This window comes from Paraliobacillus ryukyuensis, assembly GCF_003315295.1.
Taxonomy (GTDB): Bacteria; Bacillota; Bacilli; order Bacillales; family Amphibacillaceae; genus Paraliobacillus; species Paraliobacillus ryukyuensis.
In genome coordinates, this window is record NZ_QNRI01000003.1 from 60,480 (window position 1) to 75,829 (window position 15,350).

A 15,350-nucleotide genomic window follows, 5' to 3' on the forward strand; every position below is an offset into this window, starting at 1 on the left:
TACATTAATATGTGAAAAGAAAACTAGCTTTAGGCTAGTTTTCAATTGCTAATTCTTCTAATAGCGCTGCTTTTTTACTAATCCAAGCTTGGTTTGATGCAAATAATGCATCCGCTTGTTTCAATTGTTCCTCAACACGATTTTTGGCTGTTCCTCCAGCTACATTACGTGCATTTACCACTGCTTTTGGCGCTAGAACATCGTAAATATCCGCTTCAATCGCATTAGAAAACTGCTGAAATTCTGCTAGCGATAAATCTAGTAAATATTTTTGTTGCTCAATACTATAGAGAACCGTTTCTCCAACTACAGCATGCGCTTCACGGAATGGCATGTTTTTCCCAACTAAATAATCAGCCAGATCTGTTGCATTGGAATAATCTTTTACCACGGCTTCATACATGTTGTCTTTCTTCACTTCCATCGATTCGATCATCGGTGCAAATAATGCTAATGCACCTTTTAGCGTTTCAACCGTATCAAACATACCTTCTTTATCCTCTTGCATATCTTTATTATAGGCTAGGGGCAATCCTTTTAAAGTTGTAAGCATGCCCATCAAGTGACCAACTACACGCCCGGTTTTTCCACGAACTAACTCAGGCACATCAGGATTTTTCTTTTGAGGCATCATGCTACTCCCTGTACAGAATGCATCATCTAATTCAATGAAATTAAATTCTGCACTAGACCACTGCACCAATTCTTCTGATAACCGAGACAAATGGGTCGTAATCAATGCTGCATCTGCTAAAAATTCCACAACAAAATCACGGTCACTCACTGCATCTAAGCTGTTTTCTATGACGCTATCAAATCCGAGCTGGTCTGCTACATAGTGCCGATCAATCGGAAACGACGTACCGGCTAAGGCACCCGCTCCTAGTGGAGAACGATTGACACGCTTCCAACTATCGATAATCCGCTCCATATCCCGTTGAAACATAAATACATAAGCTAACATATGATGCGCAAATAACACTGGCTGCGCTCGTTGTAAATGTGTATACCCTGGTAAGACGGTATCAAGGTTTGCTGTCGCTTGCTGATACAACGCATGTTGCAGTTCATCCAATAATTGCGTAATTGTTACTAGTGCATCTCTGAGATATAAGCGCATATCAAGGGCAACTTGATCATTCCTGCTCCGGCCTGTGTGGAGCTTTCCACCAACAGCGCCGACTTCATCGATGAGAAGCTTTTCTATATTCATATGAATATCTTCATTTTCTTGCGTTAATTCCGCTTCCCCATTGCTGATTTTTTTGGCTACAACTTTTAGTCCTTTGGCAATGGTAGTCGAATCTTCATGGGAAATAATGTCACACTTAGCAAGCATATCAACATGGGCAAGACTACCTTGAACATCAAACGCTGCTAGCTTTTGATCAAAGGAGATCGATGCGGTGTATTCATCAACTAATTTATTTGTTGGTTTGGTAAATCTTCCACCCCATAGTTTCATTGTTTGACCGCTTCCTTTACGTCAATCGTTGTTTTGGCCATGATTGATGCCTTTTCTTGTTGAGTACCGGTTACCGTCTCATGTACTTGAGTAGGTAATCCCCATAGTTTAATAAAGCCTAATGCCGCTTCATGATCAAACGCATCTCCTTTTGAATAAGTCGCAAGATCCATATCGTATAAGGAATGGGCTGATTTACGTCCAACAACCTGTGCAAGCCCTTTATACAATTTAACTTTTACGGTACCAGACACATACGTTTGTGTTTCTTTAATAAAAGCTTGCAACGCACTGGTTAACGGCGAATACCATAAACCGTCGTAAATGGTTTGTGCTAATTTTTGTTCGATGGTCGGTTTGAATTGCGCTACTTCTCTTGGTAATGTTAATGCTTCTAGTTCTTGATGCGCTGCAATTAATGTCAAAGCAGCTGGCGCTTCATAAATTTCACGCGATTTGATGCCAACCAATCTATTTTCTACGTGATCAATTCGACCGACTCCATGTTTTCCGGCAATTTGATTTAATTTTAAAATAAGAGTATCTAACGCTAACTCTTCCCCATTGATCGCCACTGGTTTCCCTTGTACAAATGTTAATTCGATCGTTTCAGGTGTGTTAGGGGCATCCATCGGATCCACTGTTAAATCAAACGCATCTTTTGGCGCTTCCGCCCATGGATCTTCTAAAATACCACATTCATTACTACGCCCCCATAAATTTTGATCTACACTATACGGACTCTCTAAACCAACTGGTACAGGAATACCATTTTCTTGCGCATAGGCGATTTCTTCATCCCTGGTCATCTTCCATTCACGTACAGGTGCAACAATATCAAGTGACGGATTAAGTGCAGTAAAGGCAACATCAAAACGAACTTGGTCATTGCCTTTCCCCGTACAACCGTGAGCCACTGCCACCGCCCCTTCTTTTTCTGCAATATCCACTAATACTTTAGCGATCAATGGACGGGATAGAGCAGAGATTAGTGGATATTTTTGTTCATATAATAAGTTCGCTTGTAGCGCAGGCAGTACATATTCTTCTGAAAACAACGCCTTTGCATCAACGGAATAAGATTTGATTGCTCCTACATCCAATGCTTTTTTCTTAACAAATTCTAAATCTTTTCCTTCTCCTACATCTAAGCCAACGGCAATCACGTCATAATTGTATTGGTCTTGTAACCACTTGATCGCAACCGACGTGTCTAATCCCCCAGAGTAGGCTAATACTACTTTTTGTTTCGCCATATATAATCGCTCCTTCAATTAATTTTATACGTTCAATATTTGCTTACGAATTATTATGCAATATAAAGTATATTAATTCAAGTGGTAAAGACGATTTTTATGAATGTTTTTTATTTGTTTTTATATAATTTAGTTATACAAGCTCATTTAATAAGGAAAGACTTGATTATACAATTATGTTTAATATTTATGCAATCTTGTAACTTTTGTTTTGTAAGCAACGACTACTTATAAAGAGACTAATCTATTTTAAAAAAGGAGGTCAATTAGATGGCAAAGAACAATTGGTTAATGGTAAGTATCATTGTTATGTTCACACTATTTGGATGTAGCAATGAAGGAATGGAAAACAGTGGAGAGGATAATAGCGGAAGTACTGCTGATACGATGGTAGAGCAAAGTTCAACCAATGACGATCAGGTTGCAGCAGATCAAACTGAGGATAACAGCCAACCGAACGAAGAAACAAATCAAGAGATCCCAGAAGATACAAAGACAGAGAGAAAAATAATTTATAACGCTAACCTAGAGCTAGAAGTTCCAGATTTTCAAACAGCTGTAAATCAACTCGAACAAGAAATTAACGGTACTGGCGGATACATTGTCACATCAAATGCTTATCAAGTTGAAGAAGAACTACAAGAAGGAACGATTACCGCAAGAATCCCACAAGAGAAATTTGAAGGTTTTATCCGCGTGATCGAGACTGGGGATATGAAAGTCGTTCAAAAAAGTGTATCTGGTGAAGACGTCACAGAACAATATGTCGACCTAGAAGCACGTTTGAAGTCTAAACGAGTGGTAGAAAAGCGACTCCTATCTTTTATGGAAGAAGCACAAAAGACAGAAGATTTATTAAAAATTTCTGAAGACTTAGCTACTGTACAAGAAGAGATCGAGCAAATTACCGGTCAAATGAACTATTTAGAAAATAAATCAGAACTAGCAACTGTCACATTGCATATTCGAGAAAATCACGTTGATCTTGTGCAAGATGGGGATTTAAATACATGGGATAAAACAGTTGAGCAGCTCAAGAAAAGTGTGAATTTCTTATTAGCCTCCGGATCAGGGTTAATCGTTTTCTTTGTTGGTAACTTACCTGTAATTATTTTACTCGGACTTGTTGGAATTATTGGCTATATTGGTTGGAGAAGGAAACGAATTCGCCGGAAAAACAATGAGTAATTAGTGTTTAGCTTTTTTAACCCATTCTGTTACACTTACTGTATGGAGTGGGTTAATTTTACATAAGATTACTTGAGCAAGAAAGGATGAAAGAATGAAGAAACTTTCACTGCTATTCGTTTTCGTGATCAGTTCTGTATTAGTTATTGGTTTCTCTAATCAAGAAAATGCCGGAGAGTTCTCAATAACAGATATCTCTACAGGCGAAAAGCAAGCTGGTCAGAAATATTTTATGGTCATGCCATTTGAATGGTCTGGAGAAGGAGTTGCCGAGATTCAATCAATTGACATTGTAAAAGATGGCAAACCGATCACAAGTAACGCCAGCATCAGCTATACCTTTTATGGGGGAAATCCAGCGAAGAAAACAGGGGTTTATGGACGATCAGACATCGGTGAGAAAGAACCGATTAATGGATTTGTAATAGAAGAAGCTAGCACGCTTATTTTGGAGATTTCATTACAGAATGTTCACCCCAACGAAGACCGAGCATTACGCGTCATCTATCTTAATAATGGCAAAGAGAAAGAACAAGTTTTGCAGTCTAGCCTGATTGAGGGGTTAACCACGCAGAGTTAATACATGTGGTATCCCCTCTGTTTTTGTTCATGCAAGTTTACTAATTAGCTTTTGAAAATAGTCTGATCAAAACCGTAAGCTGCCTCGATTAATTGTTTCCCACCAATATCCACACTTTCTTCATCTACCTTTTTTCCACCAATTGCTTGATAAAAACCAACAGAAGGATTATCAGCTAAAACCCAGATTAATACTCCATTCAATTGCAGTCCCTTGAGATGACTAGCAATTTCCTTAACTATTTTCTTACCTATACCATGTTGTTGATAATCTGTTAGTAAGTAAAGGGCGTAGACCTCACCTTGATAATTCGGATAGTCTCCAGAACGCTCTTTTCCGCCATTGCCAAATCCAATAATATCTCCAGCTTCATTTTCAGCTACAAACACCGTATTATCACTAGCAATTATTTTCTCCCATAAGGTTGCTCTATCTGCATAGGAAAGTTGGTTCAAGTAAGTCTGCGGAACAATACCTCGGTATGTTTCTCTCCAACTATCGACATGCACCTTCGCAATCGCTTGATGATCTCCTAGTACCGCTTCTCTAATTTTCATTTCATCATTCCTTTCCCTAGGTTTAGTTATATATGATTTGTATCACTACAATATTAAGAGTAGGTCGGAGCGGCGTTGTTTGTTGAACGCTGATGTTTGCTGCTCGAGCGCCGATGTTCGCCCCTCGAACGCCGATATTTGCCCCTTGAGCGCCGATGTTCGCCCCTCGAGCGCCGATGTTCACCCCTCGAACGCCGATGTTCGCGCCTTGAGCGCCGATGTTCGCCCCTTGAGCGCCGATGTTCACCCCTTGAGCGCCGATGTTGACTGCTCAAACACCTCCCAAAACCGTCGATGATTGCTTTTTTACAAAATGGCCCTTAAAGATATAGAAAACGATCAAATCTTATTTTGATTTGATCGTCATTGTTACAATTACTCATCCCACATCGTATTTTTCAATTGATTGTTTCGTTCGTGTCGCTCTACCGCAAGTGTGATCAACCGATCGATCAGTTCTGCATAAGGGATGCCGCTGATGCCCCATAACCTTGGGTACATACTGATTTTCGTGAATCCAGGTAAGGTATTGACTTCGTTAACAACTAATTCGCCATTCTCTTGCAAGAAAAAATCCACACGAGCCATTCCTTCACAATCCAATGTTTGGAACACTTCGACTGCTGCCTGTTGCACTTTCTTGGTCAGCTCATCTGATAAGTCTGCAGGTGCGGCAAGTTCTGCGCCAGTTTCATCAATATACTTCGATTCATACGAATAAAAATCTGTTTGTGGCAAAACCTCACCAGGCAAAGAGGCTATTGGGTCTTCATTTCCCAGTACAGCACATTCAATTTCACGCCCAACGATCGCTTCTTCTACTAATACTTTTTGATCATATTGGAAAGCATCTTTCATACCTTGGTAAAACTCTTCCTCATTACGTACTTTGCTTACCCCAACCGATGAACCCTGATTAGCTGGTTTAATAAACATTGGCAGGCCTAACGCTTCCTTCACTTTTACAAAATCAATTTCATTTTGTTTACTTTTTCGAAACGTCATTCCATTTGCAACAGCAATACCCGCTCCATGTAATAATCGCTTTGCATAATCTTTATCCATACTAACCGCTGAGCCAAGTACATCTGTTCCAACAAATGGCAAGTTAGCCAAGCGCAGCATACCTTGAATACTACCGTCTTCGCCAAGCGTTCCATGCACAATTGGAAAAACAACATCAACTTGGTCCAAACCATCTGTACGTGACATATTCACTAATTGCCCATTCTCTGCACCTGGAACTACCGCTACTTGTTCATTGCTCTTATTTAATTGAATTAATTTAGGGTTTTCTTCGTTAATTAAATAGGATGAAGTGTTATTAATGTGCCACTTCCCTTGTTTATCAATTCCCAATAAAACAACTTCATATTTCTCTTTATCGATTGCATCAACAATATTTTTGGCTGATTGCAGTGATACTTCATGCTCCGCTGATTTTCCACCGAAAACAATTCCTACTTTTGTTTTTGTCATGCTTTACTCCTTCTTTCCGAACTAACATTACTCAAAATTTTCTTATATTTAAGATACCATACCTAGGGTTGTTTTGAGAAAAAAATTTTCACAATATATCGTTATGGTTTTCGTTTTAATAGTTGCTCTGTTAAAAACATCGATGCAAGATAAGCGATCACTCCCAAAATCACCGTAACTCCAGAGGAAAGAGGCATTACAAGCGCTAACCAATCAGACGCTCCTCTTGTCGATTGTTCAAAAAAGTCATATTGGTTTTGCTTCTCTGCGTATGCATCAGACCAATAAAAAGCTAGTAACCACAGTCCACCCCAACATATCATTAAACTATAGACAACCAGTTGGCTTTTAAAGAAATAAACCATTGGTAAACTAATACTTAAGATAATTAATATAATCGAAAATATAAATATAACGTCCTGCACTTGATAAGGATAGATGAAATTTAATGGATCATCACGCTTTGCATAACTTACCCACCAATTTAAGAGCCACATTAATAGTGTAGATAAGCATACAAGCATCAACAAAAGTGTATAACGGCTATATACAATTGTTTTTGGTCGAGTAGGTAAGCTTTTTAAAAATATGTAAACTAGACTTTGCTTGTCTTCCCGAAAAACACTAAAGCAATTTAACATAATTAAAAGACCAAAAATAAAGACATTGGCAATCATCGGACTATATAAACATATCAACAAAGCACACATAAAGATTGTTTTCCAATTCACGAACCAATCTTTTTTCCACAAAGCAATCATCGCTTGCATCGCAGCTCCCTCCTTTACACTTCCGTCTTTCTGTTGAATATATAGCTAGAAACAATCATTGAAATCACGTATACAACACATGTACTTAACAGCAAGATACTGAAATAAGCATCATTTTCAAAGAAAACAGTAAGTGAATTGGACTGTAAAGCTGCATACATGTCAGCCACAGCAAATATAACAACAAACAGACTTAAAACAATTCCAAATATATAACCGCTTGGCGTATGTGAATTAAAATAAATGTAACTTGGAATAAAGTTACTTAATAAAAGGAGAATAAACAGACAAACAAATATCACAAGATCACCATGATGCATTGGGTAAAGGTGCTCTGCCGGAACAAGTAACTGTAATCCCTGATAACCTAGCCACAATCCCAAACCGATAACCATGGTATGAAGCAAATGAAATAAGTAAAAAGACACAATATAGTGACTGCGCGTAATTGGCAAGGAAGCGATTAGTTGAAAAATAGATCGTTTACGTTGTCGTTCAAACATTTCTCTGAAAATATGAACATACGCTAATATTACCAAAAAATAGGGTGACAAATTAAAATAAACCATTAGTGTAAAAGCCAGGATACATGCCAACCAAATTGGTGTATACGCTTTCCAGTGTAATGCAACCACTAGCTGAAAACCTTTCATGATTCGACCTCCAATTGATGCTACACACCGTTTTTCTTCTCTACAAACTCTCTAGCAATACCAAATGAAATAGCGCAGCCAATGAAACTAACAATAATGAAAACGAATAATCTTATTTGTCCGGTTGTGAACGTTTGATAGACATAACCCGCTACTGGGTCCCCATAAAACGAGAACATATAGATAGGGATAATGCCTATCGCAACGAATGCTCGTGATTTCTTGCCACTTCCGGTATAAAGGTGGTATATCGGAAATAAAAAACAAAATATTAGTAAAACCGATAGCCCGAGCACAATAGTAGTAGCTCCCATATTCGCCACGCTATTGATACTTGGAATTATTGCTTTCACCAATGCATACACTCCCAATAATACAAACACAAAACAAGCCGTATATAGTACGAAAAATAGATAGTTAGCAACCACATACATTGTCCGTGTTATTGGTAAACTAAATACAAATGTTTGGATGTTGTTATTGTTTTGCTTATCCAAAATATCCATAAATAAAAAATAATGCAAAATAAGCACTACAAATCCCCATGACATATCAACATAAAGAGATAGCACAAAAGTTAACAAAGTCCCCATCAATAGTAGACTAAAGGACTTCCCGTGCATGCCGATAACGAATTGCATAGCTTTAATCATCTGCTTTACCTCTTTTTCCCTTTCATCAAGTACATCATATCTTCTAAAGAAGGTTTTTCAATCACCATGGGCTGATCGGTTTGTAATAGCAATAGCGACTGCGTGTCTCCTTGATATAAACCGCTAAACCCTTGATTTGTTACCCTCACACCTAAGAAAGCCTCTTTATCAATTGCAGATAACTGTTCTTTAGTACCCTTCACTAAATGATAGTTCTCTTCTAGCTCAGTCATACTTTGTTGTAATTGAATTTTTCCGTAATCAATTAATACGATATAATCTGCTAATCGATCTAAATCACTTGTAATGTGGGTAGAAAAAAAGATTGTGCGTTTTTCATCTTCCATCAACTCATGAAACAAATCAATTAGTTCTCGACGAAAGACAGGGTCTAATCCGGCAGTCGGTTCATCCATAATTAACAATTCTGGATCGTGAGCTAAAGCAAACAACAACGATGTTTTCATTTTCATCCCTTTAGAGAACTCTTTAATCTTCTGTCTAGTCGGTAAATTAAATTCTCTCCGATAATAGTTAAATAGATTATCATCCCATGTATCATAGAGTGGTTTAATAAAACTACGCATTTGGTTAATCGTTACATGCTGATACATATATAATTCATCATACACAAACCCTATACGCTGTTTCGTTTCTACATCCCTATTTGGTGCATCGAATAATTTAATCTCTCCTTTATTCGGACGAAGGACATCCATGATCAATTGGATGGTTGTTGTTTTGCCACTACCATTTTGACCAATGAAACCAGTAACATAGCCTTTAGGAATAGAAAAATTAAGACCTTGAATTGTAAAATGACTTAACTGCTTAGTAACATCTCGAACTTCAATAGCGTTCATTCGTTATCCTCCATTTCATTACTCATAAAATAAATCAATTCGATCAATTAATTCTTGTTTGCTCAACCCAATTCTTTTTGCTTGCTCAATGACTTGCTCTAAATCATTCTCTAATTCTCTTATTTGCCGTTCTTTCAAAATATGAGGCTGTTGACCAGCAACAAATGTCCCTTTTCCAACGGAAGAGACTAAAAAACCTTCTTGCTCTAAATCTTCATATGCACGCTTCGTTGTAATCACACTTACTTGCAATTGCGTTGCCAGGGTACGCATCGAAGGTAGAGCTTCACCTTCTTTTAATATTCCTTGAAAAATTTGTCGTTTAATTTGTTCCTTTATTTGCTGGAACAATGGTTCTTTGCTCGTATTGGAAAGCAAAATATTCATGCACATCGCCTCATATTGTTTATAATATATATATTGATTATATACAATATAAACAAAAACCAACAAATTGTCAATATTAAACAAAAATAATCCAGTACATGTAAAGATACGTTAATTACATATACTGAATGAAGTAAATGATAAGAAAAAGCATGCTATGCACTTAAGCATAGCATGCTTCTATTAAATTGTTGCAATATCTTGTTTTGGTTTTCGAGCAAGTGCAAGAATCCCTGCAATAACATAGAATATCCCAACAAAGATGCCTGGTGCACCCGGTATAAATGGTAAAATAACAGCAGTTGCAATAAAAATAATTCCAGCTGTTTTCGGTCGGTTATTTCCTTTAAGTAATATCATCGCTACAATACCTGCCACTACAGCAATTATAGAAGCAACTAGTAACACAACTCCACCAGAACCTAATGAATCAATAAGTGTTTGTGCATCCGGAATTTCCATTTGTGGACTATCTGCTCTTGCTTGCGCAGTTATTTCTTCTAGAAAATCAGGATTATTCTGAAGCCATATTACAAACCCGCCCATTGCCGCTGACAACGCGTAAACCACCGTTCCTATAATTCCAAGCACTATTTCTGCTGTTCGTTTCATTAAAAATTTCCCCTTTCATTATTTATTGTCCAGCTACGTCTCTTTTAATAAATGATAGCCAAGACGCTACGATAAAGATTATATAATAAACAAGTAGTACAGTAATAGAGAAGGATAAACTCATACCTTCTAGCAATGGGCCCCCAAAACCTTCACGATATTGACTTAAATCCGTGTTAACAAATAAAATATATTTTGCCCAATCATACTGTCCTACAAAGTTTATAACCAAGTTACCAGCAAACATTAAGAATATCGCAAATCCAATCGCCATACTACTATTTCTAAAGATAGTAGAAATCATAAAAGCAAATGTTGCCATCATAATTAAGTTTACTAGACTGAGACCAAGTTCAATTCCAATCTCACTTAATAGATTCACTTGTGCATAGCCCGCCATTTGATAGATTACTGCTGAAGGGTTCATTCCATTCACTCCAAATAGTATTGCACCAACAATCCATGACCAAACAAAAAGGATCACTAATAAAGTAAGTGCAAATAGCAGGACAGTCACGTATTTTGACGCTAGTATTTTTAACCTTGATACCGGCCGTATTAATAAGAGTTTAATTGTTCCTTGATTAAATTCAGTTGCCAAGATACCACCTGCAACAATGATTGTAAGCAAGGTAATGATTGAGGCCATCCCTGTATTTTCATAGGCAAATTGCATGGCACCATAGCTTTGAGGCTCGATGTCATTCTCTAGATAATAGGTGTTTTTATCTACATTTATGTAGCTATCTGGATTTTGTTCTGCTTCTGCCATTTCTTGTTGCATTTCCTCACGCCAATTATCGCCATATTCTTTCGTGGTAGTGTCATCCATGAATTTAGCGATAAAGCCACCAGCCAAAACAAGGAGAGTCAAAATAATCACCATTGCCCATGTTCCTTTTTTAGCATATAACTTCATATTTTCATTTCTAACTAATTGTAAAAAATTACTCAATTGCATTCTCTCCAATCACTGCCATAAATTTATCCTCTAAGTTTGTCTTGTGGGCTTGAACACCGAATATAGCAATCTCTTGTAAAGCAAGTTCTTTAATGACTTTTGGAATGGTAGCTCGATCTAAGGAAACGATTAATTGGTTATCTTTCAATTGCACATCAGTACCAAAGGAAGCAGTGATGACTTCTTTCGCTTTGTCTAACGGTTCAGCAAGAATATGTACTTCTTGCGTTTTATCCATAGCGTCATCCTCATGAACCTCATTTACAGCAATTAATTCGCCATTTTTAATAATACCGATCCGATCACACATTAATTCCATCTCAGCTAGTAAGTGACTAGAAACAATGACTGCAACATTATCTTCTTCCGCTAAGCGACGAATATAATGACGGATTTCCTTTATCCCGGCTGGATCTAACCCGTTAGTTGGTTCATCCAATATTAAAATGGATGGTTTGTGTAGTAACGCTTGAGCAATCCCTAAGCGTTGTCGCATACCTAATGAATAACGCCCGACTTTTTCGTGCACTGCTTTTTCTAACCCAACTAATTGGATAACTTCTTTCATTCTGTCTTGGGTTATCCCTGGAATCATACGTGAATAATGAATTAAGTTTTTCCAACCACTCATAAATGGGTACATCTCCGGATTCTCAACAATCGCTCCCACTTCTCGAATGGCCTGTTTAAAATCTGATTGAATACTTTTCCCTTGGATTAGTACGTCTCCTTTGGTAATGTTCATTAACCCAACCATCATTCGGATCGTCGTTGTCTTTCCCGCACCATTCGGTCCTAAGAAACCAAATACTTCACCAGGATAAATCGAAAAATTCAATCCTTTAATAATATGTTTCTTCCCAATATGCTTTTCTACATTTACCAGCTGCATCGCAGGTTCTACCATTATTCCTCATCCCTTCTTTGTACGACTCACTTATCCATACGATTGAGAGTTCCAATCGTTTCATATTTTGTAGAAAAATAATAATTTAAACGCATTCCAATGATTGCAAACGTTTTCTTCTAAATTTTCAAAAAATTTAATAAAAAGGCTTGAAATTTAGCCTTTTAGGCTTTATGATAATAAACATAACTTAATATGTTAAGAAACCTTACACAACATTGAAAGGAGAGCAAGGTATGAAGAAAATTGAAGCAATTATTCGTCCTGAAAAGTTTCAAGCACTTCGAGATAAGTTATCGGATATTGGCATTGCTGGACTAACGGTAACAGAAGTAGCTGGAACTGGTAAGCAAAAAGGGCAAACAGGCGTGTTTCGAGGTACCACTTACGAAATAAAATTGCTACCTAAGATTAAAGTGGAAATGGTTATTGACGCTACAAAATTAGATGAGACAGTAAGCTTAATCACCGAGACGTGTAGTACTGGCAACATTGGCGATGGAAAGATTTTCGTTTATCCAGTCGAGGACTCGATTCGTATTCGAACGGGCGAACACGGCAAACAAGCTGTTCATTAAACAAATTTTATGAGGAGGAATTGGTTTATGCTTAAAAAGAGCGCACTATTATTTTTTCTTGCATTATTATTTACAACCCCAGCGTATGCAGCGCCTACAACTGAATCTTTACAATTATCCGTTGACTTAGTTTGGGTAATGGTTGCATCATTTCTAGTATTTTTCATGCACGCTGGCTTTGCCATGGTAGAATCAGGATTTACAAGGGCAAAAAACTCGTTGAACATTATTATGAAAAACTTTTTAACGATTAGTATTGCACCTATTCTTTTCTTTTTAGTAGGATATGCGTTTATGTTTGGTACATCTGCTGGATCTTTTTTAGGTATGGATGGATGGATGTTAAGCGGCGTAGAAGATATCGGCTTCTTTGTTTTCCAAGCTATGTTTGTCGCAACATGTGCTACCATCATTTCTGGGGCGGTTGCCGAACGAATGAAACTTGGTAGTTATGTATTAATTGTTATCGCCATGACAGCTTTCATTTATCCAGTTGTTGGACATTGGATTTGGCAAGGTGATGGATGGTTAACAAGATTAGGCTTTAGTGATTTCGCTGGTTCCACTGTAGTGCACTTAACTGGTGCCGTTGCTGCTTTAACCGTCGTTTTATTCTTAGGGCCACGTTTAGGCAAATATGCTGGCAAGAAAGTCAATGTTATTCCTGGACACAATATTCCAATTGGAGCCTTAGGTGTTTTCATTCTTTGGTTAGGTTGGTTCGGTTTTAACGGCGGTAGTACGTTAGCAGCTGATCCTACACTTGTTCCAATGGTTATTGGTACGACAGTACTTTCAACTTCTGGCGCATTACTTTCTGCAGCATTATATTCTAAATTACGTTTTAAACGAATTGATGCTTCTATGTCCTTAAACGGAGTATTAGCTGGTTTAGTTGGGATCACTGCAGGATGTGCAGAAATTTCACTTGGCGGCTCTATCATCGTTGGTTTAGTTTCTGGTGTCCTATTAGTAGAAAGCGTTACTTTCTTCGATTCTAAACTTAAAATTGACGACCCAGTTGGGGCTATCTCGGTACACGGTGTTTGTGGTATCTGGGGTACATTAGCAGTTGGCTTATTCTCTACGAATACTGGTTTATTCTATGGTAATGGTGTAGAACAATTAGGTATTCAAGCAATTGGTGTTGTAGCAGTTATTGCATGGACCATGATAACAGTTGGCGCGTTCACCTTCGTTATTTCAAGATTTTCTTCCATTCGAGTATCGGAAGAAGAAGAGGTTTCTGGCTTAGACTTTGCTGAACATGGGTCAAGCGCATATGAATTTAAAGATTCACTTGTTACAAAAGAAGCTACTGGCGGTTCTAACGGAGAATTCGGCTTAGCCGATCGACTGAATAATCTGTCTGAAACAAAAGTATCCTCTTAACTTATATATTGGTAATACCTGCTATTCCTATAGCAGTCAGTCTTATACACGTTTCCCACCTATATTAGATAAATAGGCGATTGCATATCCTGCAATCGCCACTTTTTTCGCTTTTATTTTTTGCTTACGGTCACTAACAGTATGCTTGCGGGCGGTTAAACGTCCGTTGCGGTCGCTTGCTCACCTGTTATGGTCACTAAGAAGCGCTTCACGGTCACTCCCGCTTAATCTAATCCATAATTTCGTAATGCTGCATGATCAGTAGAACCAATGCCTCGTCCAAATGATAAAGCATGCTTGATCGCCGCATGTACGAAATCTTTTGCAATACCTACCGCTTCTTCTACCGATTTTCCTTTTGCTAACTCGGCAGCAATAGCAGATGAATAAGTACATCCCGCTCCACTCGTATGAATCGTATCAATTCTTGGTTTTCTGAAATAAGTTAATGAATTTCCATCATACAATACATCGACCGCTTGATCTTTTAGCGCCCCACCTTTTATTAATACATAATCAGCCCCCATCTCATGAAGCTCTTTCGCAGCTTGTTCCATTGCTTCAATTGAGCTAATCGCATCTTCTTTATTTAATAGCCTTGCAGCCTCATGTAAGTTTGGCGTAATAATGGTGGCAAGCGGTATCAACTTCTCTTTTAGCATTTCGATCGCATTATCCGCTAGTAACTGTGATCCCATTTTTCCAATCATGACAGGATCTACTACAATAGCATGCGCAGGACAGTCTTTCAACCAACTAGCAATCTCCTTAATTAATTCCGCTGAAAATAACATACCAGTTTTAACAGCATCAACTCCAACATGTTCTAAGGCTGCATCATACTGCGCTTTCACCATCTGTTTATCATGTATAAATATCCCTTTGTTTGTCTTGCTATTGTTAGCTACGATTGCAGTGATCGCAGCCATCCCATAAACATCTCGCTCTTGAAAAGTTTTTAAATCAGCTTGAATACCTGCACTTCCTTGCGCTGCTGATCCCGCAATACTTAATACTCTTGCTTTCATAGAAAACTTTCTCCCTCCCTT

Annotated in this window: 17 protein-coding genes; 4 read left to right on the forward strand and 13 right to left on the reverse strand. The window is 37.9% G+C overall.

The features are described from left to right. Positions 1-34: 34 nt before the first annotated feature. Positions 35-1,465, reverse strand: a complete 1,431-nt coding sequence (gene argH, locus DES48_RS06455; RefSeq protein ID WP_113867853.1) for an argininosuccinate lyase — start codon at positions 1,463-1,465, stop codon at positions 35-37. After that, the gene (locus DES48_RS06460; protein ID WP_113867855.1) at positions 1,462-2,721 is read right to left on the reverse strand and encodes an argininosuccinate synthase; all 1,260 of its coding nucleotides are present in this window, start codon (positions 2,719-2,721) and stop codon (positions 1,462-1,464) included. The genes argH and DES48_RS06460 overlap by 4 nt, the downstream gene beginning before the upstream one ends. A 270-nt stretch (positions 2,722-2,991) precedes the next feature. Here DES48_RS06460 and DES48_RS06465 point away from each other — a divergent pair, with 270 nt between their 5' ends. Both DES48_RS06465 and DES48_RS06470 read left to right on the forward strand, forming a co-directional pair. Beyond that, positions 2,992-3,909 (forward strand): DUF4349 domain-containing protein, encoded by a 918-nt coding sequence (locus DES48_RS06465; protein ID WP_113867857.1) that lies wholly within the window; start codon positions 2,992-2,994, stop codon positions 3,907-3,909. A gap of 94 nt (positions 3,910-4,003) precedes the next feature. Further along, complete coding sequence (locus tag DES48_RS06470; protein ID WP_113867859.1) at positions 4,004-4,489, forward strand: hypothetical protein; 486 nt, start codon at positions 4,004-4,006, stop codon at positions 4,487-4,489. A gap of 44 nt (positions 4,490-4,533) precedes the next feature. Here the strand turns inward: DES48_RS06470 and DES48_RS06475 are convergent, their stop codons facing one another. From DES48_RS06475 to DES48_RS06525, 10 genes are all read right to left on the reverse strand, one after another. Continuing rightward, positions 4,534-5,046, reverse strand: coding sequence for a GNAT family N-acetyltransferase (locus DES48_RS06475; protein ID WP_113867861.1), 513 nt, complete (start codon positions 5,044-5,046; stop codon positions 4,534-4,536). 375 nt (positions 5,047-5,421) lie between these two features. Beyond that, positions 5,422-6,525 (reverse strand): D-alanine--D-alanine ligase, encoded by a 1,104-nt coding sequence (ddlA, locus tag DES48_RS06485; protein WP_113867865.1) that lies wholly within the window; start codon positions 6,523-6,525, stop codon positions 5,422-5,424. A 101-nt stretch (positions 6,526-6,626) separates the two neighbouring features. Then, a complete protein-coding gene (locus DES48_RS06490; RefSeq protein ID WP_113867867.1) occupies positions 6,627-7,295 on the reverse strand; it encodes an ABC-2 transporter permease in 669 nt (222 codons plus the stop codon). Positions 7,296-7,309: 14 nt separating this feature from the next. Then, positions 7,310-7,948 carry an ABC-2 transporter permease gene (locus DES48_RS06495; RefSeq protein ID WP_113867869.1) on the reverse strand — a complete coding sequence of 213 codons (639 nt, stop codon included), beginning with the start codon at positions 7,946-7,948 and terminating at the stop codon, positions 7,310-7,312. Positions 7,949-7,968: 20 nt separating this feature from the next. Then, on the reverse strand, positions 7,969-8,601 hold the full coding sequence (locus tag DES48_RS06500) for an ABC-2 transporter permease (protein WP_113867871.1): 633 nt from the start codon (positions 8,599-8,601) through the stop codon (positions 7,969-7,971). Between the two features lie 5 nt (positions 8,602-8,606). Beyond that, positions 8,607-9,464 (reverse strand): ABC transporter ATP-binding protein, encoded by an 858-nt coding sequence (locus DES48_RS06505; RefSeq protein ID WP_113867873.1) that lies wholly within the window; start codon positions 9,462-9,464, stop codon positions 8,607-8,609. An 18-nt stretch (positions 9,465-9,482) separates the two neighbouring features. Next, the gene (locus DES48_RS06510; RefSeq protein WP_113867875.1) at positions 9,483-9,851 is read right to left on the reverse strand and encodes a GntR family transcriptional regulator; all 369 of its coding nucleotides are present in this window, start codon (positions 9,849-9,851) and stop codon (positions 9,483-9,485) included. 183 nt (positions 9,852-10,034) lie between these two features. Further along, complete coding sequence (locus DES48_RS06515) at positions 10,035-10,463, reverse strand: DUF4064 domain-containing protein (RefSeq protein WP_113867877.1); 429 nt, start codon at positions 10,461-10,463, stop codon at positions 10,035-10,037. A 22-nt stretch (positions 10,464-10,485) separates the two neighbouring features. Then, entirely contained in the window at positions 10,486-11,418 is a 933-nt protein-coding gene (locus tag DES48_RS06520; protein WP_113867879.1) for an ABC transporter permease, read from the reverse strand. Further along, the gene (locus tag DES48_RS06525; RefSeq protein ID WP_113867881.1) at positions 11,411-12,331 is read right to left on the reverse strand and encodes an ABC transporter ATP-binding protein; all 921 of its coding nucleotides are present in this window, start codon (positions 12,329-12,331) and stop codon (positions 11,411-11,413) included. Before DES48_RS06525 ends, DES48_RS06520 begins: the two co-directional genes overlap by 8 nt. Positions 12,332-12,567: 236 nt before the next feature. On the opposite strand from DES48_RS06525, the gene DES48_RS06530 reads away from it, so the two are divergent. After that, on the forward strand, positions 12,568-12,909 hold the full coding sequence (locus tag DES48_RS06530; RefSeq protein WP_079707818.1) for a P-II family nitrogen regulator: 342 nt from the start codon (positions 12,568-12,570) through the stop codon (positions 12,907-12,909). Positions 12,910-12,936: 27 nt separating this feature from the next. After that, positions 12,937-14,301, forward strand: coding sequence for an ammonium transporter (locus tag DES48_RS06535; protein ID WP_113867883.1), 1,365 nt, complete (start codon positions 12,937-12,939; stop codon positions 14,299-14,301). Between the two features lie 224 nt (positions 14,302-14,525). Here the strand turns inward: DES48_RS06535 and thiD are convergent, their stop codons facing one another. Next, complete coding sequence (thiD, locus tag DES48_RS06540; RefSeq protein WP_113867885.1) at positions 14,526-15,329, reverse strand: bifunctional hydroxymethylpyrimidine kinase/phosphomethylpyrimidine kinase; 804 nt, start codon at positions 15,327-15,329, stop codon at positions 14,526-14,528. Positions 15,330-15,350: the final 21 nt, after the last annotated feature.